24 protein-coding genes and 3 pseudogenes are annotated in these 25,432 nt (G+C 37.4%); 15 read left to right on the top strand and 12 right to left on the bottom strand.

Annotated elements, in window-relative coordinates:
• Positions 1–47 precede the first annotated feature (47 nt).
• Entirely contained in the window at positions 48–809 is a 762-nt protein-coding gene (locus tag AM592_RS22460; protein WP_053605825.1) for an MBL fold metallo-hydrolase, read from the bottom strand.
• A 118-nt stretch (positions 810–927) separates the two neighbouring features.
• Between AM592_RS22460 and AM592_RS22465 the strand changes: the two genes are divergently transcribed.
• The gene (locus tag AM592_RS22465; protein ID WP_053605826.1) at positions 928–1,341 is read left to right on the top strand and encodes an Lrp/AsnC family transcriptional regulator; all 414 of its coding nucleotides are present in this window, start codon (positions 928–930) and stop codon (positions 1,339–1,341) included.
• Positions 1,342–1,921: 580 nt separating this feature from the next.
• Here AM592_RS22465 and AM592_RS22470 read toward each other — a convergent pair.
• The 3 genes and pseudogenes from AM592_RS22470 to AM592_RS22480 form a co-directional block, all read right to left on the bottom strand.
• Positions 1,922–2,560: an esterase/lipase family protein gene (locus tag AM592_RS22470; protein ID WP_053605827.1), complete on the bottom strand. Its 639-nt coding sequence runs from the start codon at positions 2,558–2,560 to the stop codon at positions 1,922–1,924.
• Between the two features lie 474 nt (positions 2,561–3,034).
• On the bottom strand, positions 3,035–3,535 hold the full coding sequence (locus AM592_RS22475) for an alpha-L-fucosidase (protein WP_053605828.1): 501 nt from the start codon (positions 3,533–3,535) through the stop codon (positions 3,035–3,037).
• A pseudogene (locus AM592_RS22480) lies at positions 3,525–4,421 on the bottom strand (alpha-L-fucosidase); the annotation flags it as partial. The pseudogene AM592_RS22480 and the gene AM592_RS22475, both read right to left, overlap by 11 nt.
• A gap of 1,059 nt (positions 4,422–5,480) precedes the next feature.
• Here AM592_RS22480 and bioW point away from each other — a divergent pair.
• The 3 genes from bioW to AM592_RS22495 all read left to right on the top strand — a co-directional run bounded on the left by bioW (position 5,481) and on the right by AM592_RS22495 (position 8,897).
• Positions 5,481–6,263, top strand: a complete 783-nt coding sequence (gene bioW, locus AM592_RS22485) for a 6-carboxyhexanoate--CoA ligase (protein WP_053605830.1) — start codon at positions 5,481–5,483, stop codon at positions 6,261–6,263.
• A gap of 173 nt (positions 6,264–6,436) precedes the next feature.
• On the top strand, positions 6,437–7,606 hold the full coding sequence (gene bioF, locus AM592_RS22490; protein WP_053605831.1) for an 8-amino-7-oxononanoate synthase: 1,170 nt from the start codon (positions 6,437–6,439) through the stop codon (positions 7,604–7,606).
• 76 nt (positions 7,607–7,682) lie between these two features.
• On the top strand, positions 7,683–8,897 hold the full coding sequence (locus AM592_RS22495) for a cytochrome P450 (protein ID WP_053605832.1): 1,215 nt from the start codon (positions 7,683–7,685) through the stop codon (positions 8,895–8,897).
• Between the two features lie 253 nt (positions 8,898–9,150).
• On the opposite strand, the gene AM592_RS22500 is transcribed toward AM592_RS22495, so the two are convergent.
• Positions 9,151–10,653, bottom strand: coding sequence for a peptidase G2 autoproteolytic cleavage domain-containing protein (locus tag AM592_RS22500; RefSeq protein WP_053605833.1), 1,503 nt, complete (start codon positions 10,651–10,653; stop codon positions 9,151–9,153).
• A gap of 375 nt (positions 10,654–11,028) precedes the next feature.
• Between AM592_RS22500 and AM592_RS22505 the strand changes: the two genes are divergently transcribed.
• Together AM592_RS22505 and AM592_RS22510 are read left to right on the top strand one after the other, a co-directional pair.
• Positions 11,029–11,775 (top strand): glycoside hydrolase family 25 protein, encoded by a 747-nt coding sequence (locus tag AM592_RS22505; RefSeq protein ID WP_053605834.1) that lies wholly within the window; start codon positions 11,029–11,031, stop codon positions 11,773–11,775.
• Positions 11,776–11,956: 181 nt separating this feature from the next.
• The gene (locus AM592_RS22510) at positions 11,957–12,865 is read left to right on the top strand and encodes an ABC transporter substrate-binding protein (RefSeq protein ID WP_053605835.1); all 909 of its coding nucleotides are present in this window, start codon (positions 11,957–11,959) and stop codon (positions 12,863–12,865) included.
• Between the two features lie 316 nt (positions 12,866–13,181).
• Here AM592_RS22510 and AM592_RS25070 read toward each other — a convergent pair whose 3' ends face one another.
• The 4 genes from AM592_RS25070 to AM592_RS22530 all read right to left on the bottom strand — a co-directional run bounded on the left by AM592_RS25070 (position 13,182) and on the right by AM592_RS22530 (position 15,263).
• Complete coding sequence (locus AM592_RS25070) at positions 13,182–13,307, bottom strand: hypothetical protein (protein WP_264080143.1); 126 nt, start codon at positions 13,305–13,307, stop codon at positions 13,182–13,184.
• A gap of 93 nt (positions 13,308–13,400) precedes the next feature.
• Positions 13,401–13,610 carry a hypothetical protein gene (locus AM592_RS22520; protein ID WP_053605837.1) on the bottom strand — a complete coding sequence of 70 codons (210 nt, stop codon included), beginning with the start codon at positions 13,608–13,610 and terminating at the stop codon, positions 13,401–13,403.
• Positions 13,611–13,621: 11 nt separating this feature from the next.
• Positions 13,622–13,990 carry a MerR family transcriptional regulator gene (locus tag AM592_RS22525; RefSeq protein WP_053605838.1) on the bottom strand — a complete coding sequence of 123 codons (369 nt, stop codon included), beginning with the start codon at positions 13,988–13,990 and terminating at the stop codon, positions 13,622–13,624.
• Positions 13,991–14,522: 532 nt separating this feature from the next.
• Positions 14,523–15,263 carry an SDR family oxidoreductase gene (locus AM592_RS22530; RefSeq protein WP_053605839.1) on the bottom strand — a complete coding sequence of 247 codons (741 nt, stop codon included), beginning with the start codon at positions 15,261–15,263 and terminating at the stop codon, positions 14,523–14,525.
• A 245-nt stretch (positions 15,264–15,508) separates the two neighbouring features.
• Here AM592_RS22530 and AM592_RS22535 point away from each other — a divergent pair, with 245 nt between their 5' ends.
• The 6 genes and pseudogenes from AM592_RS22535 (at position 15,509) to AM592_RS22550 (ending at position 20,163) form a co-directional block, all read left to right on the top strand.
• Positions 15,509–16,288: an arylamine N-acetyltransferase family protein gene (locus AM592_RS22535; RefSeq protein WP_053605840.1), complete on the top strand. Its 780-nt coding sequence runs from the start codon at positions 15,509–15,511 to the stop codon at positions 16,286–16,288.
• Positions 16,289–17,208: 920 nt separating this feature from the next.
• Positions 17,209–18,426: a sugar efflux transporter gene (locus tag AM592_RS22540; RefSeq protein ID WP_053605841.1), complete on the top strand. Its 1,218-nt coding sequence runs from the start codon at positions 17,209–17,211 to the stop codon at positions 18,424–18,426.
• A 189-nt stretch (positions 18,427–18,615) separates the two neighbouring features.
• Positions 18,616–18,765, top strand: a pseudogene (locus tag AM592_RS24875) (transcriptional regulator); the annotation flags it as partial.
• Between the two features lie 19 nt (positions 18,766–18,784).
• Positions 18,785–19,186 carry a DUF3139 domain-containing protein gene (locus tag AM592_RS22545; protein ID WP_053605842.1) on the top strand — a complete coding sequence of 134 codons (402 nt, stop codon included), beginning with the start codon at positions 18,785–18,787 and terminating at the stop codon, positions 19,184–19,186.
• A gap of 63 nt (positions 19,187–19,249) precedes the next feature.
• Positions 19,250–19,495 (top strand): annotated as a pseudogene (locus AM592_RS23660) (hypothetical protein); the annotation flags it as partial.
• A gap of 35 nt (positions 19,496–19,530) precedes the next feature.
• On the top strand, positions 19,531–20,163 hold the full coding sequence (locus tag AM592_RS22550; RefSeq protein ID WP_053605843.1) for a type 1 glutamine amidotransferase family protein: 633 nt from the start codon (positions 19,531–19,533) through the stop codon (positions 20,161–20,163).
• A gap of 533 nt (positions 20,164–20,696) precedes the next feature.
• Here the strand turns inward: AM592_RS22550 and AM592_RS22555 are convergent.
• Positions 20,697–21,155 carry a carboxymuconolactone decarboxylase family protein gene (locus AM592_RS22555; RefSeq protein WP_053605844.1) on the bottom strand — a complete coding sequence of 153 codons (459 nt, stop codon included), beginning with the start codon at positions 21,153–21,155 and terminating at the stop codon, positions 20,697–20,699.
• Between the two features lie 87 nt (positions 21,156–21,242).
• A complete protein-coding gene (locus tag AM592_RS22560) occupies positions 21,243–22,112 on the bottom strand; it encodes an RNA polymerase sigma-70 factor (protein ID WP_053605845.1) in 870 nt (289 codons plus the stop codon).
• A gap of 118 nt (positions 22,113–22,230) precedes the next feature.
• Here AM592_RS22560 and AM592_RS22565 point away from each other — a divergent pair, with 118 nt between their 5' ends.
• The 3 genes from AM592_RS22565 to AM592_RS22575 all read left to right on the top strand — a co-directional run bounded on the left by AM592_RS22565 (position 22,231) and on the right by AM592_RS22575 (position 24,735).
• Entirely contained in the window at positions 22,231–23,307 is a 1,077-nt protein-coding gene (locus tag AM592_RS22565) for an NAD(P)H-dependent flavin oxidoreductase (RefSeq protein WP_053605846.1), read from the top strand.
• Between the two features lie 75 nt (positions 23,308–23,382).
• Positions 23,383–23,832 carry an SgcJ/EcaC family oxidoreductase gene (locus AM592_RS22570; RefSeq protein WP_053605847.1) on the top strand — a complete coding sequence of 150 codons (450 nt, stop codon included), beginning with the start codon at positions 23,383–23,385 and terminating at the stop codon, positions 23,830–23,832.
• A gap of 153 nt (positions 23,833–23,985) precedes the next feature.
• Entirely contained in the window at positions 23,986–24,735 is a 750-nt protein-coding gene (locus AM592_RS22575) for a sporulation protein (protein ID WP_053605848.1), read from the top strand.
• A 37-nt stretch (positions 24,736–24,772) separates the two neighbouring features.
• On the opposite strand, the gene AM592_RS22580 is transcribed toward AM592_RS22575, so the two are convergent.
• On the bottom strand, positions 24,773–25,363 hold the full coding sequence (locus AM592_RS22580) for an MOSC domain-containing protein (RefSeq protein WP_053605849.1): 591 nt from the start codon (positions 25,361–25,363) through the stop codon (positions 24,773–24,775).
• Positions 25,364–25,432: the final 69 nt, after the last annotated feature.

Genomic DNA, 25,432 nt, shown 5'->3' on the forward strand with positions numbered 1-25,432 from the left:
TTGCTCTTCTTAACATTTATACTACTCTTTTGGACCGTTTTTTTACCTTAAAATGTGTAGGATTCGCCATCATCTGGAACTAAAATATGAGAAGACATTCTTTTTTCATGAATAAATGTTTTCAGCTCTTCTCTTGATAGTCCCCAATGGTTCACAGCTTCCATATGGACTGAAATAATTTTGGCATTAGGAGCCGCCTTATACACTTCATAGATATCATCTTTTCCCATAATCAGAGAACCGAATTCTATTAATTGATTATCTCCACCATTGACCACAATGATGTCAGGTTTATGTTTATCAATCTCGTCCTGAACAGTATCATACCATACCGTATCTCCTGCTACATATAACGTTTTCTCATTTTGATGCTTGAAGACAACACCACACACTTCACCCATAGCTTTTAAAGTTTCTTCTCCTCTTCCGTGTTCACCTTTGGTTTTCACTAATTGGATACCTTTAAAGACCGTATCTTCTTGTAACACTTCTACATTTTGAAAACCAACGTTTCTCAGTTCTTTAGCATCTTCTTTGTTTTGTACAAACATTTTAATATCTTTTGGCAATATTCTTTGGGCCTCCTCATCAAAGTGGTCTAAATGTAGATGAGTGACAATGACAGCATCTACATTAATAATATTGTCAATTGATGTGGGTAAGCTCACTAAAGGGTTATATTGATCTTGTCTTATTGAATTTGAGAAAGGTGGATACGTACCTTTCTCAGCTAACATTGGATCTATTAAAAACTTTTTGTCTGCATATTTAACAACGATTGTGGCATTTCGAATTTGTTGAATGTTCATAAAAGACAACTCCTTTTCTTTAATCTACGTATAGCTTATACTATGTCCAGTGCCTCAATACATAGATAAAATCAAGTCTTTTATCCGTTTGACTTGATTTTTGAAAGGATTTGAAAATATGTTAGATCATACGGATATGAGTATCTTACATGAGCTATCTAAAAACAGTCGTATCAAGATGAAAGAATTGGGTGAGAAGGTCCATTTAACTGGCCAAGCAGCTGCGACTAGAGTAGCGAAATTAGAAGATAGTGGTGTAATTGAGGGATATACAATTAAAGTTAACAATTCTAAATTAGGGTATTTGATACATGCGTGGATTACGATTTATACCAAAAGTACGTATCATCAGCCTTATCTCTCTTTTGTAGAAACACAAGAAAACTATGTGTTAAATAATTATAAAATTAGTGGGGATGGTTGTTATCTTCTTGAATGTAAATTTCCCTCTAATGAAATATTAGATCAATTCTTGATAGACTTAAACAAGCATGTGAACTATAAATTATCAATTGTAATTAATAAATTGTAGTGAATACATTAGAAATGGTCACCACATAATTAGTTTTTCTCATAAATTGAACACTGATCTACAGAAGCGTGTAAATTAAAAGGCAAGTACAGAATAATCGTCTCTACTTGCCTTTTAATTGAACTCTATTGTTAATTTGTCTATATTAATGATTGCTTTTATTTGCTGCAAAAAATCCAGTCCAATAATACCATCTAATTCAAAACCATAATTCATTGCCCCAATTTCTAACAAAAATCTTTTGTCTCTGCTTGTCCGATTTTCTGTCTAGGGATTGCCCCTTCATCATAATCACTTGACACTTCAATCCAGCTTTCCCTCAAAATTAAGTAATCTTCTACTTTCAGGAATGGAAGTTCGAAATAGATAGTCTAAGGTAAACACTGCTACATCAATATTAATCTACAATTACTATTAGAGTCATGTGGAGTGCTGTTCACTGCTTGTAAAGAAAGAATTAGATGAAAGAAAAGATGTAACAGAAGGAAAAGAGCCTTTCCTGAGTGGAAGGCTCTTTTGTTATAGATGTATTTCAGTTTGTAATTGTTAAAATAACTAAGCTCAAGATAAGAATCTTTTGTTAATTTGTATTTTCCCCTTTGCCATTCAATCCATCTTTAATTAGTTCGTTGACTTCACTGTTCATGAGCAATCCCAAGTGGCTTGCACCGCTGATTTGAACGTTTTTCGCTCCATCAAGGGGTGAAAGACGATTGTTCACGACAAAGTCGTTGGTGCTGTAAATCGAAGTATAAAGAATTTTATCGTTAGGATCGGTACCCACTGGAGCTTTCGATGTTACCATTTTGTTTGGAGAGCCAAATGTGACGACATCGTTCACCTTGCTTCCTCCATCGTTGAGAATATAAGTCAGGGCATTAGGACCTCCCATGCTGTGTCCAACTATATCAACCTTGCTCTTTCCTGTTTTCTTTAACACTTCATCTACATAAGAAGCCAGCTGTTTTGCATTATTTTCATTATTACCAGATTTATCACTCATTTCAATAGCATACAGTTCATCATCGGACCAGCCTTGTTTTTTCAGATAATTTTCAATGCCGTAAAAGCTTGCGCCAATACCGCCAGCACCGTGAATGAAGATAACTGGATCATGGTCATTTGTTTGTGCTTTGGAAACAGAAGGCTGAATAGTAGCAGCAGACAAAATAATGGTCATGCATGCAATTAGTGAAAGTAGTAATCTCTTATTCTTCATAATACCCTCCTAAGTGTTTGACTGAATGCTTGCACTTTAATTGTTAAACATTTTGGAGGGAGGGACAACCAGTAATTTATACTAACGCTGGTAGATTAATGGTTTATAACAGGGAATAAGATGTAAATTTCCCTTAAGAAGTCAAGAAACAAGAAAACTAATAAAACTAGATTCTTTTTATCTGTTATTCACATTTCCAGATACATCCGTGATTCTTCAATCGATACTACTATTTATGCCAGGTCGGCCGTAGTTTGTCTAAGGATCTACCTGAGATGTAGCCGAGAGGAGAAAACTTGCCCCATACTTCAATATAATGAAGCCCGGAGTGCTGTTCACTACCTGTAAGAAAAGAAAACAGTAAGTAAAGAGATTTTCCAAAAAAAGAAGAGGCTCTTAATCATGATGAGATTTTATTATCAAAGTGAACTTTCTTCTGTAGAACTACACTCCTTTGAAATATGTTTAAACTTTTCACACACCATCAATAAGAACAACCGGCACAAATAGATCATCAAGCTGCCGCGCAAAGGTAAGGACCATGTCATCTCCTTCTCGTTCTAACTTTACCTGACTGCCATCAGCTAGCAGGCAAGCCTCACCATCTATGGATACTTGCTTTACTTTTATTTTTGACCCGCTATGATTACCCAGTAACATCAGGTAAAGCTTTTTGTCTTTTTTAGTAAAGCGGATAGCCTCTCCGGTCTCTGTGATTGCTTCTGCCTGTGTCCATGGCCTAGTGCCATAGACAGCATCCCCATTTTGATTCAGCCATTCCCCGAATTTTGACAATCTGCTAAGTTGTTTATCCGGTATTTGTGCATCTTCACCGCGAGGGCCTGCATTTAGAAGTAAATTCCCGTTCTTGGACACAGCATCGATAAAATCTAAAAATAATGTCTCAAAGGAGGTGTAGTCATCATCGCTCTCATTGCGGTTATAGCCGAATGAATTTCCGATTCTACGTGTCATCTCCCATTTTTTTGCTTGTATGATCGGTGAATTTAGTGTATTCCGGTGTCGTAAAATCACTATGGGGAATAACAGGTTGGGAAAAGGCAGAGTGAATATCGGGATTTTTCTTGATCATTTGCTTCACCATTAAATCCATCAATGCTCGTACAGGTTTCAGTCCCAACAGCTTGTTGACCGGGCTTGCAGCTTTCCATCGATCATTTACCACACCGTCTGGAACAACATCATAATAATAGGCAAACAATCGGAATAGTCGTTCCTCGTTAGTTGGCCAGCTGATGTCATTCCATAAAATGTCTGGGTGGTACCTGTCTATTAGCTCACGGATTTGGGTATCGGCGTAGTCCAGATAATTACCACTAGGTGTAGAAAACGAATAATCAATAAACGTCTTTGAAACCCTGCGCTGAAACGTCCAGTCAATTCCACCTGAATAGTAGATGCCAAAACGCATTCCTTCCTTTCGAACTGCTTGAGCTAACTCACCTATAATGTCACGCTTGCTAAACCAATTTTCCTCGTGGGGATTTTTTACTTCAGTCGGCCATAAGCAAAAACCATCATGGTGTTTTGAAACGATTACTACGTATTTTGCTCCGGCGTCGCTAAAGGTTTTTACCCAAGCAGAAGGATCCCAATTTACCAGTCCATCCATAAAGATCTCTTTAAATTCCTGATAAGGCATCTTTCCATAATTAGCTTTGTGATATTGAGCGGATGGTGTATCAGGATCTTTGATTGCATTCCAATAGCCTTCAGAATATGGGTAGACCAGCATTGCCCGGTCATAATCTGTCTTTAAAGTTTCTGCAAAACTACCCAGGGGTGCAAATCCAGGGACAGAATAGGGCCCCCAGTGGATAAACACGCCAAACTTAGCATCTTCAAACCATTGATTTCATAGAGGGTTTTGATATACCAAGTATTTTATTACATTACGTAACGTCATTAGCAAGAGGAATATTTGTTAAAAAATGAATGGTTAATGTGTAATATTACAAGAAACAGGGAATTCTATTGGGAAAAATTAAAGATTTTTTGGGAGGGAAAAAATACGAGAGATTAATTGAAGAAGTTTGAGAAGCAGAAGCATCGCTTACTTTACAAATGATTAGAATGATAAATATATCCAGCTTACAAAAGGTTGTTGTTCCCAGACAATTAGACTCTATTTCTTCTCCATGTTAGGCCATTGCTACCGAAGGCAGAGTGTCCGGCTAATATATAATCCTTTATATATTTTCCAAACATGCCTTTTTATAGAAATAAAGTAATAGTAAAATTACTATTTATTACATATTTGGATAAGTAGAAAGCAACTTTTAAAAATTATGTTAGATAACCTTCCCGAAATACTTACAAGCATTTCTTACTACTGTATGTTTGAAGTATCAAAGCTAAAGGGGTTGTCAAAATGAAAAAAAATGATATTGGATTTCTTACATTTTTAGTTTTATCAGTGAAAGTTGCATTTACTTACTGATATGGAAAAACTTTAACCCTCTACAATCAATCTTTAGATCCGTTGATTGGATTAAAACCTCAATTTCAAGGCTGTATACATCATACAATTCCATCTTAAAAAAACAACTATGAATCAATCCTTTATCATCAAAGGGTTGATTCATAGTTGTTTTTGTGTCAGTGAGAAACCTTTTCATACCATTGATTTATCAAATAATTGAAAAACTAATAATATAATATTACCACATAAAAATTTCCGAAAAGAAATAAATTTCTAATTAAAAATTTGTTAACCTATTGACACAAAAGGTTAACAAATTTATTGTTTAATTGTCAACTTACTATATATTTAAGTTAACAATTGAAAAGTGAAAATTTATTGGATCGCTTAGTATATGAACAATAGGATAGTCTATTTAAAACTTTTTTACTTTTCATGGTGTTCAAAATCAGTTGGCAAGGTTGGTGGATAAGAAGTATGGAAGAGCAAAAGTATTATAGTGTCAGGATGAGAGCTGCCAAGAATGGATCTCATGAAGAGGGTGGAAAACATATATCTGGTGGAGAACTCATTTCAACCTATAGCAATATGAAACATGCTGTAAATGCTTTATTGGAAAAGGGCTTAAGTCATTCAAGAGGAAATCCGGATTTTATGCAGATTCAGTTTGAATCAATTGATCAGCCTATAAAACGAATCAAGCCATTACAAATAAAGACACATGAAGTGGAATCAGCAGGTATGGGACTTGAGGTGTCTTGGTGGCTTATAGAAAAATCTGGTATCGAAAGGAATGTCATTGAAAAAGCATATAAACATATGACTGAATATTCGGGAATTAATGGAGCGATATTGATTGATAGTCATTCAGGTGAACGAATTGATGACAGGGACAAAAAAGGTGTACGCGTTTCCAGAATGGACTGGTTGAAAGCCAATTTTGAAAGATGGGCTGACTACTATAAAATGCCTAAGAATTCCAGAGTGAAGGAGGCACTTACGCTTGCAACAAAGGTTTGTGAGCATCCAGCTACTGTCGCAGAATTATGCTGGTCAGATGATCCGGAATACATAACTGGTTATGTTGCAAGTAAAAAGCTGGGGTATCAACGCATTACGAAGCTGAAAGAATATGGAGAAGAAAGAGGTTGCCGAATCTTCTTTATTGATTTATCAAAAGAATTGAATTCATATATACACTATTTAGAAAAACAGCCGGTTTTTATTCAATGGGAGGAAGAGAAGAACACAAAAAATTAATTGAAAGAAGGAACCCAGCTGCCTTATTCGCCAATGAAGGCAAAAAGAGCCCTTTCTTGCTAGATTATCAGGTTACTTAAAAATGAGAGAGTTTGATATGCAAACGAGATCGAAAGGTAATGTTTTTATGCTTCCGCTGATCAGTACACGAGTAACAAACGAGGTGACGAATGTTGAAGTTTGATGGGTGGTTAAGTCATCGATTAGATAAAACAAAAGAGGAAGGTTTATATCGGCAATTACCATCAATAAATACTTCTCGAAGTCCGGAGGTTTTTAGTGTTGGAAAAAGACAAATTGTCTTCTCATCCAATAATTATTTAGGGCTGAAGGATGATTTACGTTTGGTATATGCAGCTGAAACGGTTTTACATGAATTCGGGGTAGGCAGCAGCGGCTCAAGATTAACGACTGGTCATACAAAATGGCATCATAAACTTGAAGAAAGAATCGCGAACTTTAAGCAAACGGAAGCAGCCCTCCTGTTTTCAAGTGGTTATTTAGCTAATGTCGGTGTGTTGTCATCTTTACCTGAAAAAGGAGACGTACTTCTAAGCGATCGATTAAATCACGCGAGCATTATCGACGGTTGTCGTTTATCAAAGGCTGACACGATGATTTATAACCATCTTGATATGGATGATCTTGAAAAAAAATTGAAAGAATCAGAATCTTATCAGCGACGTTTTATTGTAACAGATGGAGTATTCAGCATGGATGGTACGATCGCGCCGCTTGATAAAATAATGTCACTTGCTAAACACTATCATTCATTCGTAATCGTTGATGATGCACACGCAACGGGTTGTTTAGGTGAGAACGGAAGAGGTACAAGCGAATATTTCGGTGTATCTCCAGATGTGGTTATTGGTACTCTTAGTAAAGCAATTGGTACAGAAGGCGGGTTCGTAGCGGGATCGAAAGTGTTAATTGACTATTTGCTAAACCATGCCAGAACATTTATCTTTCAAACTTCGATTTCGCCGTCAATTTGTGCTGCTTCATACGTAGCCCTGGAGATTATTGAACATAAAAAGAAACACCATCAATTGCTTTCAAAAGTAATCCAGATTAAAAAAGGCTTAGTTGAAATGGGTTATACCGTAAAGGGTGGCAATACGCCGATTATTCCTGTCATCATTGGAGAAGCCAGGAAGGCTTTGATATTTGCGGAAAGACTGCAGGAAGAAGGAATATTCGCACCAGCGATTCGTCCGCCAACTGTAGCATATGGAGAAAGCCGTATTCGATTAACGGTCACAACTGACCACAGTTCAAAAGAAATAGATTACTTGTTAAAGACTTTTGATGCAATAGGAAAAGAGCTGAACATAATTAAATAAACGGATATTTTTAACAGGAACGGATACTGAGTTGAGAGAAAATCTATATCAAGTGAAGTTGGATTGGAGGCATAGAATGACAAATGATTTAAATCAAAAGCTAGAAGCACCATTTTCACTTTCTTCTCATGAGTTTTTAACAAATCCTTATCTTATTTACGACAAGCTGCGTTCTAAACATCCTATTTTTAAGGAGCATTCATTTAAATATCCAGGTTGGTATGTAACGGGGTATGAGGAGGCAGTTGCGGTTCTTAAAGATACCAGATTTAAAAATCGTATACCTCTGACTCAAACATCAAAAAAATATGAACATCTTAAAAATATCCAGAATGATATGATGCTTTTTAAGAATCAACACGATCATAAACGTTTACGTATGATGGTTAGTAAAGTATTTACCCCAAATGTTGTCGAAGGATATCGTCCTTTTATTGAAGAAACTGTAAATGATCTGCTTAATCAGGTACAGAATAAGAAAAGCATGGACGTTGTTTCAGATTTTGCGTTTCCTTTAGCAAGTCTTATTATAGCAAAAATTTTAGGAGTTCCAGCAGAAGAGCGCTATCAATTTAGAGAATGGACTGTAAGCTTAATCCAAACGATTGACTTTACCCGGTCAAGAAAGACATTAGCAAATGGAAACCATACAACCAAGATGTTAATCGCTTATTTTAAACAGTTAATAAATAAGCGAAAACATATTCCTCAGAATGACCTCATCAGCATGTTAATACTAGAGGAAGAGCAAGGTGAGAAGCTTACAGATGAAGAATTACTCGCTACATGTATTTTACTTGTGATCGCCGGACATGAGACAACGGTAAATCTCATTAGCAATTCGGTTCTGGCTTTATTGAACCACCCCGAGCAATTAATGAAGTTAAAGGAAAATCCATCCCTTATTAAAATGGCCGTCGAGGAATTTTTACGTTATGAGAGCCCGACACAGATGACAGCGCGCATTGCATCGGAAGATACCGAAATGAATGGAATCACCATAAAAAAAAGCGAGCAAGTCTACATTCTGCTTGGGGCAGCCAATCGTGATCCCAAAAAATTTATTGATCCTAATGTGCTTGATATCACGAGGAATCCGAATCCTCATCTTGCATTTGGATATGGAATTCACTTTTGTTTAGGTTCATCATTAGCACGCCTTGAAGCACAAATTGCTATTGTAACTCTCTTGCAGCGAATGGATAATCTCCAATTGGTTACACCAGACCTACACTGGAGAAACCTAATGGGTTTTAGATCATTACAAGAATTGCAAATAACCTTTAACTGAAGTAGTAGCATACACAAGTCAAAATTTAATAGATTATAGATCAGAAGCAATTAGGGATTATATGTAAATGCTAATATAGGAAAAATATAGTTTTGGAGTGATCACCTCTTAGAACACGATGGTCTTAATAGGTGATTCTCTTTTTAAAATGTGATAATAAATGAGGCTTTCCGCAGAGAATACAGTAGCGAATGATGTGATATGGATTAAAGATGGTTTTGAGGGAAATTAAGCACTGAGTGCATTCAGAATCTTATAAGGATAATATCTTCCGTTTTTCATGCAAAAATTCCTCTTCAGTAAGGAAGCCTTGTTCTTTTAATCTTGCTAGTTTTTCTAGCTGCTCAACTGAATTGTCACTTTGTTTTCTATAAAACTGCGAAACGAGAACCAAGATTTGATTTTGACTAATACGTTTCAGTACTCTGTAACCGTGATTTGAAGCTGTTGCGATACCGTAAGCGTTTGGTTTGCAGTAATAATTTTCTTGGGATGTGCCATCATCCCGGACAAGAAGCTGCCCCATTAAACCAACTGCCACCCATTCAGGTCTTTTGGAACGTGGAATATATTCCTTCGAAGAATCCCAATTAGGGTTAAGTACTGGTTTTCGTTCTGTTCGCTCGGGCAAGATCATATTACCCTCGTCGTCAAATATCGAAGGAATTGTGCTATCTTCGTACAAAATTTCTCCCCATTCGGAAGTCAGGTATTTGTCTTTCCATCGAAGTTCCCAGCCGCCCGCCAAGAAAGCCGGCTTTGCGCTTATGATACCCAGTATAAAATCATCTTTGTCATTTGCGATGCGTACTTTATTCTTTTCTAACGTGACGAAATAACCAAAATCGATCGGATTTCCATCTGCCGTTTCGAACATTTCCGCATAATCTGCTGCAGGAGTTGTAACAGCCCCATCAATTTTGACGTTGCCGTTGCTTAATATTTTTGCAGCCAACCCCGGTGTTGAGGCATCCGTACCATTTGCAAGATACCATGAATACGGTAGCTCGTTTGCCGCACCGAATCTTCCCATGACATGAACACCTTCTAAAAGGTTTGCATTCGTCGATTGTCCTTCTGTGTGGGAAAAGGTTCCGGATGCCACTGTGTTTACACCCTCCGCGTGCGAAGTAAAACCGCTGGCAATGTTAAGTGCTCCTTCAGCATGTGCGTTTTGGCCGAGCGCCTGCGTCTGGTTTCCCTCAGCATGGGAAAGATCGCCGGAAGCGACTGAACGCTGGCCCTCTGCATGGGCAAAAATTCCGTCAGCAGTTGTTAAGTTTCCTTCTGCATGAGATGCCCTCCCATTGGCTTCCGTATTATCGCCTTCAGCATGTGAAGATTCTCCTTGAGCTATTGTCCCTTGTCCTTCTGCATGAGAAACGAGTCCGCTGGCGACCGTATTTTCGCCCTCGGAATGAGACGCAATGCCAGACGCGGTAGTCAGATTTCCCTCGGCATGGGAATGTGCTCCACTAGCAACTGTAAAATGCCCTTCCGCATGGGAGGTAAATCCGCTAGCTGTGGTAGAGGTTCCTTCTGCGTGTGCAGTATCGGCTGTCGTTTGCGTACGGAATCCTTCTGCATGTGACGCTGAGCCTCCTGCTGTGGTCATGCTTCCCTCGGCATGGGCAGAACCAGCATTTGTAATTGTTTGAAATCCCTCGGCGTGGGATGCAGCCCCATTTGCTGTCGTATTTAATCCTTCCGCTTCCGAACAGAATCCTATTGGATTTCGATTACATCCATTTGTCATAAGTATACCTCTCCTTTTATTATTAGAAAAAAGAATTTCTCTATTAATCTGTGTCCAAGAATATTAGATTAGGTGAATGGTATAAATGAAGTTAGATTATTAAATACAACTATTATTCATATTTTATGTTACAGCAAACATTGGTATAGATAATTGGTCCAATTGAAGAGGAATTTCCACGCTAGTCCCACTGTGAAGAAAAGCTATGGAGATAGCTTCTATTAAATTTCCGTATTTAAAAAGACATATTCTATCTTAGGTGGTTCACCCGAAAAATCTGAACCAACAAATTGTAATTTTATGTTAAAATAAACAGATAGATAGTTCTGAGAAAGTTTATACAAAATTAAAAGTAAATGGTGATGAGAAGTGAGTTTGAAAAATAAGAAACAAAAATTATTTATTTCCCTCATAATTCTTTTGCTAGCCGCGGTAGTCTTGACATTTGTATTATGGCATCGAGGTATCTTTATTCCTAATGCTTCCAATGTCAAAAAATATTCAGTGAAAGGCGTGGATGTGTCAGCTTATCAGGGTGAAATAAGTTGGCCAAAAATTCAGGAACAGAATATACGATTTGCCTTTATCAAAGCTACTGAAGGGAGCACTTTTGTTGATAAGCAATTTTCTGACAACTGGAAAAATGCAAAAAGTACAAACTTGCGAATAGGAGCCTATCACTTTTTTAGTTATGACAGTGAAGGCAAGAGGCAAGCCGAGAACTATATAAAAAATGTACCCATAGACGAACAAGCATTGCCTCCAGTAATTGATGTTGAATTTTATGGGGACAAAGAAAAAAATCCTCCTAATCGCATGGAAGTAGAAAAAGAGCTCAAAGAAATGGTGAAAATGCTAGAAGACCATTACGGTAAACGAGTTATTCTTTACACTACACAAAAAGCCTATAATTTGTACATACAGGGCAGTTATGACCAATGTGATATATGGATAAGAGATGTTTTTACGAAACCTTCTTTGTCAGATAAAAGGGCTTGGACATTTTGGCAGTACACAGACCGAGGGCTTTTGGAAGGGTATAATGGAAGTGAAAAAGAAAAGTTCATTGACCTGAATGTTTTTTATGGCAGCGAGAATGAATTTTTAAAATATGGAGATTAGAAAATTAGAGGGAAATAGTTCAGGGGTGCTCCGAGAAATTCCAAAAATGGAAATTCTAAATTTTACAAAGTAGTAATAATAATCAAACACTATATTAATAAATGGTTGATACACAAAATATTTAAACAGCAATATGCCGATTGTTCCAGCTCAGAAATTTATAGATGAAGAGAATACCGATATGTCTGATTTTTTCCCGAACATGCTTGATTTAGGCAAGAGTGAAGAAGGAAAACAGAATGCCCTTCCTTTTGCGGTAAGTACGCCAGTCGTTTACTACAATAAAGATTTGTTTAAAAAGGCTGGATTAGATCCTGAAAATCCTCCGAAAACAATTGACGAAGTCCGCGAAGCTGCCAAGAAACTAACAACCGGCGGCCAGCAGGGTATTTTCTATGATTATACAATGACAGGAGCCTGGATCTTCCAAGCAATGGTTGAAACAATGGGCGGTCAAATGGTTTCTGATGACGGCAAATCGGTTGGATTCGATCAAGAGCCGAGCGTAAAAGCCCTTCAGCATTGGACAGATCTTGTGAATAAAGATAAGTCAATGCCGAAAGTAGAAGCGGCACAAGCGCTTCAATCGTTTACTTCTGGAAAATTGGGAATGTATATTACTACGACTGCTTCTTTAGGTTCCATTCGATCATCGAGTAAATTTAATTTAGGAGTTGCTCCTTTCCCGACGGATGGAGAACATGAACGAAAAGTTCCTGCCGGAGGCAACAATCTTTTCATCATGAAATCGACAAGCGAGAGGGAAAAAGGCGCTTGGGAATTAGTGAAATATCTTACTTCTCCTGAAAGCACTGCAAGTGTAGCAAAAACAGTCGGTTATATGGCAACGCGTAAAAGTGCGGTTGAAAAGGAAGAATTGTTGGGTGGATATTTAAAAGAAAACCCGTTGGCTGCCGTAACCTATACACAAACTTCGAATATGGTTCCATGGAATAACTATTCCGGAAAAAGCGGTACACGTATTTATAAAGTTATACAAGATAATCTTGAAGCTGCGCTTTCTAATCAAAAAACACCTGAGGAAGCGATGAAGGATGCTGCAAATGAAGGGAACAAGTTACTAGATTAAGATTAAAGCATATGATATATACAAAAGAACAGTCAAAATCACCTCTTAGGATATGAATATCGTAAGAGGTGATTTTCTTTTTGGGCTAGATGATAATAACCTTCAAAAAGAATCCTTTTCCTGCTGTAGTTTTTGGTGCTTCCACAGGATACTTAACCTACACCAATCATTATCACCCCGATAACAATCATTGCAATAATCGCCTGCGGAATAAGGGGAATCCAGTAGTTAATCTTCTTATTCAGTTTAAACAGAAGAGTATAGAATGTTTGGCGCATGTTAAGCTGAAGTTTGCTCTAGCTTTCAGCAATTATAATCAGACAGAAGGATAATTACTTTTCTTCGTTTGAATCGAAAAGGAAGCAAAAGCAGCAATCATTCCCACGATTACCAAACATCCGCCCACCAATGGCGTGTTTGTTACAGTCCCTGTCGAGTTCACGATAAGACCGCCTAATCCTGCGCCAAAAGCAATGCCAAACTGTAAGACTGACGTATTTAAACTTAACGCCAAATCGGGGGATTACGGTGTTTGCTAAATAAAATAAGTTTGCAGTGTTGGTGACGTCATCCATGCAGAACCAATCCATAACGCCACCAAAATGGCAGCTGTCATTCCTGTAGCTGTTAGAATTGATAAGAAAATTAAGACAAGAGCATGAATACTCATGCTGAAGAATACTGTTTTTGGTATTCCCCATCGATATCGATCGGCACCATATCCTCCCAAGGAAGATCTGGTCATTGCAAGTCTTCTTATTTATTCTTAACCAGCATATCGCTGTAAATATTAATTTTTTGATTAATCATACCTTGATAAGCTACTAGTTGATCTACTCGTGATTTTAAGTTTTCTTTTTGTTTTTCAAGCATGATGATACGTTGGTCAATTGTTTCGTTTCCCTGTATGATCAAACGTACAAATTCCTTTAAATCGGAAATTGCCATACCTGTAGCGCGGAGACAACAGACAAATTTAAGCAATTCAATGTCTTTCGTTTCATACATGCGAATGCCGTTATCATTACGGTTAACGAATGGAATAATGCCTTCTTTTTCGTAATATCGCAAAGTGTGGATTGATAAACCTGTTTGATCTGATACTTGACCAATCGAATAGTTCATACTTTATTCCTCCAGTATTAATTATTAATTAGAAATACCATCAGATAAAAAAGGGGTCTGCCATTCAATTTTTGACGATTGTATAAATATCATTTACGTGATTCTATTAAGCATGTATTTTCATATTCTCAAATAATTTGGAATCAATCAATTTCATTTTACTTAAAATAAATACCCACCTGCAAAAAAGGTGAGCAGATGTTTATTTTACTAAGATAGCAGATGCTGTTACGACTAGAAATACTGGCCATACAAGTGGTATTTTTATTGTACATATGTCATGGATGGCAGCTTATTAGACTGAACTTCAATAGAGGTGATATAATGCAAACTTCGATTCTATTAGTGGTACTTATCATTTACCTATTAATTTTTAGGGGAGTCAAAAACGGCAAAATGACTTTCACTGTCAAAAAATTTATCTTCGGCTTGGTTGTAACTATTGTAATAATTAATGCGATAATGTTTTTGATTATGTAAATATAAAGAAAGATAAGGGACTTTTCAGACAGCCCCATGAAATATTTTTTTCTCAAATTTCTTGTTTTGTTGGTCTCACAATCATTTCATTGACCGCCGTATACTCAGGTTGAGAGATTGCAAATAGAATGGAATGAGCCATGGATTCTGCAGGTATGGCAATTTTTTTAACCTCATCTAAACTGTGTAGGACTTCTTCATTCGTAATCGTATGAAACAACTCTGTTCCCACTGTTCCAGGTGAAAGAATTGTAATGCGAATGTTATTCTCAGCTTCTTCTTGCCGCAAGCCATCAGAAATCGCTCGTATTGCATATTTTGTTCCTGAATAGACAGAAAATGTCTTTCTGACTAAGTGTCCTGCAACGGACGACACGTTAATAATATGTCCTTGCTTTCGTTCCCGCATATGCGGAAGAACCGCGGCAATCCCATAAAGCACACCTTTAATATTGACATCAATCATTTGGTCCCATTCACTTACCTTCTTTTCATGTAAATAAGATAGCGGCATGAGACCAGCATTGTTAATTAGAACATCAATTTGTCCATAGGTTTCGAGAGTAAAACGGGCAAGCTCTTCCATATCCTCTTCTGAAGCAACATCAGTCACTTTAAATACTGCTGTTCCTCCTTGTTTTTCAATGTCTGACTTAAGTTCCTTCAAGCGTTCTTCACGCCTGGCAGCAAGTACAACCTTAGCTCCATTATTAGCAAGCACTTTCGCAGCAGCTTCACCGTTTCCGCTTGAAGCTCCGGTAATAATAACGACTTTACCTTCAACATTTCTCAATTCAAACCATCCTTACTAAGATCAAGGTTTTTTAAGTATAGAACCTGGAGTGTACTCTAGGTCAACGTTTATGTGAGAAAATTATGTGAATTTTGTGTGAATTAAGTTCAATTGTTTGATTGTGTATTAAATATCGTCTTACTATGAAATTATTAAATGAAGATGGGATGAGATCGCTTGCATCCACCATTACAGGCCAAGTTAGAAAGTAATATGAGAAAAATACAATCGGGGGAGTTAGAACAGTGAAAGACATGAATCAATTATTTCGTAAAAGGATCGATATTCCCGAAACCGAACAAATCAAATTTGAGTCGTTGGGAAAGGTTCTTGAAAAAATGGCAAAAACATTTCCTTTTGAAAATTTACGTATGATTGAAAACAAAACACGTGACATTACCAAAGAGAATTTGATAGATAAACTGCTGGTGAAAAAAGAAGGCGGGCTTTGCTACGAATTAAATTCATGCCTTTATTTTTTCTTAGTGGATAATGGCTTTGATGCAGCCTTAGTTCGTGGAGTTACATACAATGATGAGACACAAAAATGGTATCAACTTGGAAGAACCCATGTCACAATCTTATTAAAACACGAAGAACAAACATATCTTGTTGATACTGGTTTTGGAGCTAATTTGCCACTTAGACCTGTTCCTATAAATGGAGAACCTGTATCGTCTCCTAACGGTGAATTTCGGATCAAAAAGGCTGATCATGACTTCGGAGATTATATTCTTGAGATGAAGCGGAAATATAAAGATACAAATTGGAAAATAGGTTATATTTTTGATACAAAACGCCCTGTAAGCGATGTCGCAGAATTTAATCAGATCCAAAAAATTCTTAGCGAAAATGAAGAGTCTACGTTTAATAAACAGCGATTAATCACCCAGCTTACAAACGCAGGAAATGTAACGTTAACCGATACTTCCTTTACACAATGGGTTGATGGAAAACTGATCAAAGAAAAGATTGAAAAAAATAAATTTCTAGAGTTAGCAAAACAACACTTTGGAATTGAATAATCACAGATTGATTGGGCGTTTCTGTATGACGCCCATTTTTATTTAAATACGGATCTTTTGCAGCTTGGACTTAAAGTCGGTCTCAGTACACTAGAATTAAGTATTTATCTTTTGACTATCGGTGTCTTCTTAGCGTAAATATCTGGTGACAACCATAAATCCTAAAAAATTCATGCAAAACTTGGAGAAGCATTTGCAAAAAAAACGACCTCCTTCAAAAAGTACCCTATAGACTAGACACTTTAAAAAAAGGTCTATCTTAGGGTGCTTTTTTGTATAATTAAGAAAAAATAGGCTGGGGAAAGATTGTGTCAAGAAAGTCTGTGTAAGGGAAAACTATTCAAAATCGTACTCTCTGATCTGAGCCGGCTTTTATTTTGTTTGATGTTGGAGGAGGGAGGCTAACTTTCCTCCTCCAACATATTTATTCTCCGTTATGATATCTTTTATTGAGCATTATCATGTTTAGTCATTGTTCTTGCTTTTTGATCATCAACGATTGGTGTAAATCTTTGTCAACAACTTTTCCATTTTGTAATGATTTAACGTTTGCTTTGTCACTACTAATATTTGTTATAATAGCTTCAACATATTGAAGCGCTTTCTTACGTTTGTCATAAAAAAACAGAAAATCCATGTATTGTGTTTTTCAATATGATCAGACTTTTTAAAGCTCCCTAATAATCGGCTATGTAGTTGGCCGTCTTTTCGCAACTTGTCATATACTTCTGCACTGGTTGAATCGATGCGTTACAGCTCAATCTTTAAATTTATTAGTAACTCCTCATTTGATTTCATATTATTATTCTATTCATTAGATATCAGCCAATCAAACGAGAAGCGTTAAATAAAAACAAAAAATAAAGCGCTTAAATTTGCATCGTTCGATGAGTAATATTACATCAAAGGGGGACTAAAATTTGTATACACGGTTTAAAAAACTGTTTACTATTAAAGGATATAGCTTATTCGTCATTTGTTTACTGCTGATTGGAATCGGTTCTTCTATTACAAACCCGTATTTACCTCTATATTTAACTGAAGATTTTGGAATGAGTACGGGAGCTTTTGGCATTTTCATGGCGGTGATTTTGTTAAGCGGCGTGATCGTGAACTCTCTCATTGCAAAACATTCAGATAGAGGGGTAGACAGAAAGTGGATTATTATTGTAGCCACAATTTCATCTGCTTTGGGGTTTGCTTCCTATTTAGTATTTCATAATTTCTTTATTCTGCTGATTGTTGTCTGCCTTTTTAACGCATTTGGGGCTCCAGCCATACCGCAAATCTATGCTTCCGCACAGGAATCGGCAAACGCAAGTAACTCCGACGATAATACTTTTGCGATGTCTACATTACGGTCCCTTATATCTCTAGGATTCCTAATAGGTCCATTAGGCGGGACAGTCATTTTGGGATCTCTTGGATACAAGGGTCTCTTTCTAGGAACAGCCGCCATTTTTCTCATCACTGCATCTCTTGTATACCTGTTTTTGCAAAGACAAAAAGCGGTTCAAAAGAATACCAAGAAGAAAAAAAGTTCAGATACCTATTCACTCAAAAGCAAGGAAATCAATCAGCCGCTTATTGCTTTTATCTTTCTGTTTGTGGTCAATACCATTAGTATGATCATCACACCGTTATTTATTGTGAATGAGCTTCAGGGGACACATATGGATGTCGGATTAGTAGTCAGTATTTGTGCTGGTTTGGAAATTCCGATTATGCTTGTGCTGGGTGCTTTGGGTAAAAAGATTTCAAACCATTCCCTAATGATTTACGGCTGCTTGATCGCTGTTATTTATTACACCATTTTAAGTGTGTCGACCCATACCTGGCAGCTGATCGCAGCGCAGCTCCTACAGGCAACGTTTGTGGCTATTATCATGGGTAATGGATTAAGCTATTTCAATGATCTGCTTCCTAATTCACCAGGAATTACCACAACCATCTATATGAACGGAGCCACCATTGGAAGGTTAATAGGAAGTCTTGGTGGCGGTTTCATTGCTCAGTTTGTTGGGTACCGTAATGTTTTTTGGGTGTGTCTGGTACTTGTCATATTCTCGTTCTTTATCTTATGGAGAGTAAGACAACTTGGAAAACCTACTGGAGTTACGAGCGAAGTGGATGCATGACCAAGCCCAATTGGAAATCCTTTGTTCTATGGGTGCCTAGTCGATTTCTTTGTTCATGCATTTTACGATACAAAATCATTCGAGAAATATCAGCGTTCTTAGCAGCATCTACTCGATTAAAAAGATATAAAGCATACTGACATGACTAGATCCGTAATATTGTGCCAGATAGATTAATAGACTCTAGAAAGAATCTGGTGGAAAGAAATTGATAAAAAAGGGAGTTTTCGATTACAGCAAAATTTAGTTAGCCAACATTATCGAATTATTGACGACCAGCAGTATCGATGGTTTAGTTCGTTTGATAAACAAGAAGCAAACACACGGTTAAATGAGTAATTCAGGGGAGAGTGAGGTTTTGAAAAAGAAGAAAAGGACTATTATATTATCATTTTTCATCTTAGCTTTACTAGGAATATTTTTAGCCGTTTATACAGCAATAAATGGAAATCCTATTAGTGACTATCTGATGAAGAGGGAAACAAAAGCATATCTTTTAGAACAAGGATATACGGAGAAAGAAATTTCTAATATTGAAGCTACATATAATCTAAAACATAATACTGGGCGCATCAAAGGAACCATTGCATACGTTATATTTAAAGATGATCCGAAAGAAAGATATTTATATATTCAATGGAGAGAGACTAAGCAAATTCAGCAGCATTGTGAATATTATGATGAACAAACGAAAGCGTGGAAAATAGACTATACAGAAAAAAGAAAACATATGGATAAAAAATGCACTGTTAAAAACTAATTTTATGTTGAAAGACTATTTTTAAATTAACGGGACTTTAGTGGAAAACTAATAACACGAGCGTTGTGTTATATTTGCCAACATTGGTATTTAGGACATTATTTACAAGAACGGACTTCAAATCAAGCAGTATTTCTTCTTGAAAAAAATATCATACATACATATGTACCTTATTTACTTTTACCGTACGGTAAATCTATTCAAGTTATTGAGCCAATAAGTCTTAAGAATAGACTTATTGAAGTTCTGTCGGAATCTTCAAGTAATATAACTTCCCTGACGTTAGCTGTCAGGGAAGTTATATTATAATAGGCTATATCAATTGTGATTTGGAGTGTCATTGGATGCAAACAAAAAAAGTTTATCTTTATGTATTTAATACAATGTCAGACTGGGAATATGGATATTTAATTGCTGAACTAAACTCAGGAAGATATTTCAAAAAAGATTTAGCACCTTTAAAAGTAGTTACAGTAGGAGCTAATAAAGAAATTATTACTACGATGGGAGGACTGAGCATAAAACCAGATATTTCCCTTGATGAATGTACTCTTGAGAGTAAAGATCTTTTAGTTTTACCTGGAGGGAATACTTGGAGAGAAGATATTCATCAACCTATCTTGAAAAAAATTGGCGAAGCTTTAAAGCTTGGCACTATTGTTGCTGCAATTTGTGGTGCAACTGAGGGCCTCGCGAATATTGGATACCTGGATTCTAGAAAGCATACAAGCAATAACCTAGAGTATATTAAAATGGTCTGCCCTAATTATAGAGGAGAAAAATTTTATGAGATGGGACCTGCGGTATCTGGTGAGAATTTGGTTACTGCATCAGGAGTAGCTCCTTTGGAATTTGCGATGGAAGTACTGAAAAAATTAGATGTATTTGCACCAGATACATTACATTCATGGTATAACCTAAATAAGACTCATCAACCTGAATATTTCTTTCAGTTAATGAATTCAATAAATAGATGAGCTAAAAAAAATCAACTTAGCAGTTTTATATTTGTTTAAATAATTACCATGCTTTAGACAATGTCAAAGCATGTTTTTTGTATATAACTTAAAAATTTTTATGGAAGTAAAAAACTTACAAAGCACTCCTGAAGTTGTTATAAATAGAACTGGTAACTTAATCTCTTTTTAATCTTATTGAAAACAGCGGTGGGCTTTTTTTCTTTGGTAATAATGATGGCGCGATTTTCAAGAATCGGGCCGATTGTGAAACAAAGTAAACGGGATGATACATATTAGTCATGTATAATATGTATCACATCTTATTTTTTATGACTTCTTACGATTTAGGTCTTAATAACGGACACTAAGCAAATTTCGATATGAAAAAAGCCGATTTTTCCTACGTTAAGGAAGCATCGACTTTCATTCATTGTTTAAGAGGTCTAAGTGAATCTTAGATGTAAAGAAACCCTGATTTCATTTGCAAAAAAATAGGTGACCCTTATAAGAATGGTTTTTTCTCCTACGGGTCGGCCCTTCTATTGGAATACCTATACAGTGGCAGGCTTATAGCTTCCAGGAATATTATTAACTGAAATCGACAAACGGTTCCATCCATTGATCGTCATGATGAGGAACACGAGATCGACGTATTGTTTTTCATCAAAATGCTCGCGAACTCGCTCATACAGCTCATCAGGCACACCGTTTACCGAGATGTTCGTTACGGCTTCTGTTAATTCTAACGCAGCACGTTCTGATTCACTATAGAAAGGCGACTCTCGCCACGCATTCAAGCAGTAAATTCTTTGCTCCGTTTCCCCGATGGCCCGGGCATCCTTAGTATGCATATCCAAGCAATAGGCGCATCCATTGATTTGCGAAGTGCGGATTTTAATCAGTTCGATTAATTTTTTGTCAAACCCGGTTGTATTCTTGTACTCCTCTAACTGCAGCATTAATTTGATAGCTTCAGGATTTACCTGCATGTGATTTATACGCTGTTTCAAAATGATCTCCTCCATTAATATAAGTTTTTGTCTTTCACTAATTAAGACAAAATAGAGGATTGATTTGTGACAACAAAATATAAAATCTTAAGGCAGCTGAATATGTTTTAGTTTATCAGGGTTTGAAACGATAAAGATTCTCTGAATGTTTTTTTGGGTCGAATCCATCCCAAAGCAAATCACTCTGATGAGACGGTCTTCTTTTACTTGCACGATTCCTCTCTGACTGTTGACGATTACAGGGTAAAGCTCGCCTGAGAAGCTTCCTTTAGAAGAAATTCCATTAATAAATGCCGTAACGCGCTGTTTTGTTACAATTGGGTTCAAGGCAGATCTTACTTTTCCGCCACCGTCTGTAATGAGTACAACGTCTTCTGTCAGAATATTAATAAATCCCTCAAAGTTTCCGGTTTTCGAAGCATGAATGAATGTTTTTGCAAGGTCATTTACCCGTTCAGTATTTTCCGGATGGACCGGCGTATCATTCTCTAATTTTCTCTTAGCGCGGCTGTAAATCTTCCGGCAATTCACCTCGGTTTTGTCTATCATTCTGGCAATCTCATTGTAATCATACTCAAATGATTCTCGCAAAACGAATACAGTTCTTTCTATAGGTGACAGCAATTCTAACAAAACGAGAAAGGCATAAGAAACTGTTTCTTCGGCTTCAGCCCGTTCTGCCGGCTGATTCAATTGGTTTATCTGTGGTTCAGGCAGCCAGGGCCCTGTGTAAATTTCTCTTCTTTTGCGGGCAGATTTTAAAAAGGTTAAACAACGGTTTGCCGTCATTTTTGTCAGGTACGCCTTTATGTCGTTTATTTTCTCAGTGTCAAGCTGTTCGGCACGCAGGAATAAATCTTGCACGATATCCTCCGCATCGGAAACGGATCCAAGCATGCGGTATGCAATGGAAAAAAGCAGCGGTTGATATGTCTTATATAACGTTTCTAATTCCATCATTATCTTCACCTATTTTCATGGGTTTGTGATTCTTGACGAACGTACATCTGAAAAAACGAGAAGGAGATATTTGCTAACTACAGAATAAATGATTGATAAGGAGGAATCTACAAAAATGTGGAATGACAATCTAGTTACACAAAGATTGAAAATTGAGTACCCGATCATACAGGCTGGTATGGCAGGAGGGATTACAACTCCTGATTTAGTCGCTGCCGTTTCAAATTCTGGCGGGCTGGGAACCTTAGGTGCAGGTTATATGAGCTCAGATGAAGTAGCTGTGAACATTCAGAAAATCAAACAACTCACGTCCAACTCATTTGGTGTGAATGTATTTATACCGGAATATCCAGAAGTGAAAAAAGAAGAGATCGAAGAAGCGAACAAGCTGTTAGAACCTTTTCGGAAAGAATTGCAGATTAGAACAAAAAATATTCCAGAACAGTCTGAGTCTCTTTTTGAAAAACAAATGGAAGTGATTCTAGAACAAAGAGTTCCTGTATGCAGCTTTACCTTTGGAATATCTTCAAAAGAGCTCATTCAGGATTTAAAGAAAGAAAATATTACGGTGATTGGCACTGCAACAACTGTTGAGGAAGCGATGATCAATGAGGAAATAGGAGTTGACCTCATCGTTGTCCAAGGAAGTGAAGCGGGCGGGCACAGAGGTACTTTTTCTGTCCCATTTGAGAACGCTATGATAGGGACAATGGCTTTGATTCCGCAAGCAGCAGACCATATTCATACACCGATAATTGCAGCCGGCGGTATTATGGACGGAAGAGGTGTTCTCGCATCACAAGTTTTGGGAGCTCAAGGTGTCCAAATGGGAACAGCTTTCGTTACATGTTTAGAAAGCGGTGCCAAAAAACAACATAAAGAAGCGATATTAAATACATCAGAAGAGAAAGCAGTAATGACCTCAGCTTTTAGCGGCAAGCCTGCCAGAGGTATCGATAATCAATTTATTCAAGCTATGAAAGGACATGAAGATAAACTGCTGGCTTATCCTGCCCAAAACACCTTAACCAATGATATTAGAAAAGAAGCAGCGAAACAGAATAGGCCGGAATGGATGTCAATGTGGTCCGGACAAGCACCTAGATTAAGCAAAAACAAATCAGCCAGAGACATTATGAGCGAAATTGTTAGTCAAGTTGATCACATGATAAAAGAGAAGAGCTTTTGTTAACTTTGACTGAGGGTAGGATATGCACTTACGATAAATTGGGAAATGATAATAATGCCTATCTCAGGAGGAATGATGATGCCAGAGTCAAAATCGAATGAAATCAAAGCGATCTATCAGCAGTTGATAGAAGCGTGGAATGATCGCAATGCTCGTGGAATGGCGGATCTGTTTGCCGAGGATGGTGAAAGTATCGGATTTGACGGGAGTCATTCGATCGGACCGGAAGAGATATTTTCCCACCTTAAGCCGATTTTTAAGGATCACCCGACTGCCCGGTTTGTAAGCAAAGTGAAGGAGCTGCGTTTTTTAGGTACAAATGCAGCCATTTTACGTGCGATAGCAGGGATGGTGCCTCGCGGAGAATCAGACCTCAATCCTGAAGTTAACACACACCAGACTCTAGTTGTCGAAAATATCGATGGAAAATGGCGTATCCAGCTGTTTCAGAATACTCTTGCCCAGTTTCATGGCATGCCCGAATTAGTCGATCAAATGACTGAAGAATTGCGAGAGCAGATTACGTGAGTTACCAATTACATCAAGCTCTCCCATCTGGACTTTTTACACTTCTAGGTGGGAGACTTTTTATTATCATTTTTTTTCTAAGAGGGGAATTACGAGAACTGTTGAAATTAATTAAGGGATGAAAAATATCTATACTGGAGGTATTTACTTTACATGCTGAAAAAATTTCTGAGTTCTGTTGGCATTGGTTCTGCCAGAGTTGAAACTAAATTATTAAAAACTGAATTTGAACCTGGTGAAGAAGTGGAAGGTACAGTGGAAGTTCAAGGAGGGAGTACGGAACAAAACATTGATGACATCTATCTTTCCGTATTTAGTACTTATACCCGGGAGTCAAACGATAAAAAGTATGAAGATACGATTGAATTATTCCGCCATAAGCTGCTTGACCCTTTTGTGATTTCTCCTAATGAAACCAAAAATGTTTCTTTCCGATTTGTATTGCCTTACGATGTTCCGATAACGAAAGGCAAAACGAAGGTCTGGATTCAAACTGGGCTGGACATTAAAAACGCGATCGACCCGAAAGATCGTGACTACATTCAAATTCTGCCTCATCCGTTAGTAAATGCTTTTCTGCAATCTGCTCAAACGTTAGGATTCCGCATACATAAAGTAGATTGCGAGGAAGCGCCGCGTTATTTAAGGCAGAGAACGCCTTTCGTCCAAGAGTTTGAATTTACGCCGGCAAGCGGAAGGTATAGAGGCCGGTTAGATGAACTGGAAGCGATATTCTTCGTTTCTCAATATCAAGTAGAAGTTATCCTTCAGGTTGATCGGAAGGGCGGATTTCTGTTTGAAGCCCTCGAAATGGACGAAAACATTGTTCGTTTCACGTATGGTCCAAATGATGTATCAACGTTAACTGATAAACTATCCGATGTCATCGACAGATACTCCTAAAAGAGAAGCAGGGCCATAAACAGGTTCTGCTTCTCTCTTAGTTTTTGACTAACTGCGGATCCAATTTTAATTTAGGCGGCTGATAGGAAATGATTTCGATTTGATCATCTTCTTTGATTTTGCCTGGACACTCTACGACACATACAATTCCTCTTCTGCCATAAGCAGCCTTTACGAATTTTGCAGCCAGCTTTGGTTCATCTTTATAAGCCTGTTGGATGATTTCTCCTGGCTGAACACAAGGGTGGTTTTCTCCTTCGCACACTAAGCCGGCACCGCTCGGGAATACAATTCTGCTTCCTTCAGGGAGCTGCGTAAAATGACTGAAACCGCTGATGGCGATATTTGCTCCAAGCCATTCAGGAAGGATTTTTTCTACTCCCAATATGTCTGCAATCTCAGCACATTCCTCTACGGAAACAATGGAAATTTGCCGGCGGTTAAAAATCTTTGTTTTTCTGGGATACATCGGTTCTCTTGCACCTGCGAGTTTCGTAAGGCCGAAGTGCAGATCACCGGGAATGCCGCCGTAATCAAGGTCAGCCTGCTTGATGGGCTCAGTTACAAATGTATTTTGTTTTTCCGCTATATATAAGCTTTCAATTGCTGCCTCATAAGATTTCCACATATGTACTTTTCTCCTTGTCCAAATTTTAGTTAGATAAATTATACCAGAAAATTCAATTCGGTTGAAAAC

It is taken from the genome of Bacillus gobiensis (assembly GCF_001278705.1).
GTDB classification, from domain to species: Bacteria; Bacillota; Bacilli; order Bacillales; family Bacillaceae; genus Bacillus; species Bacillus gobiensis.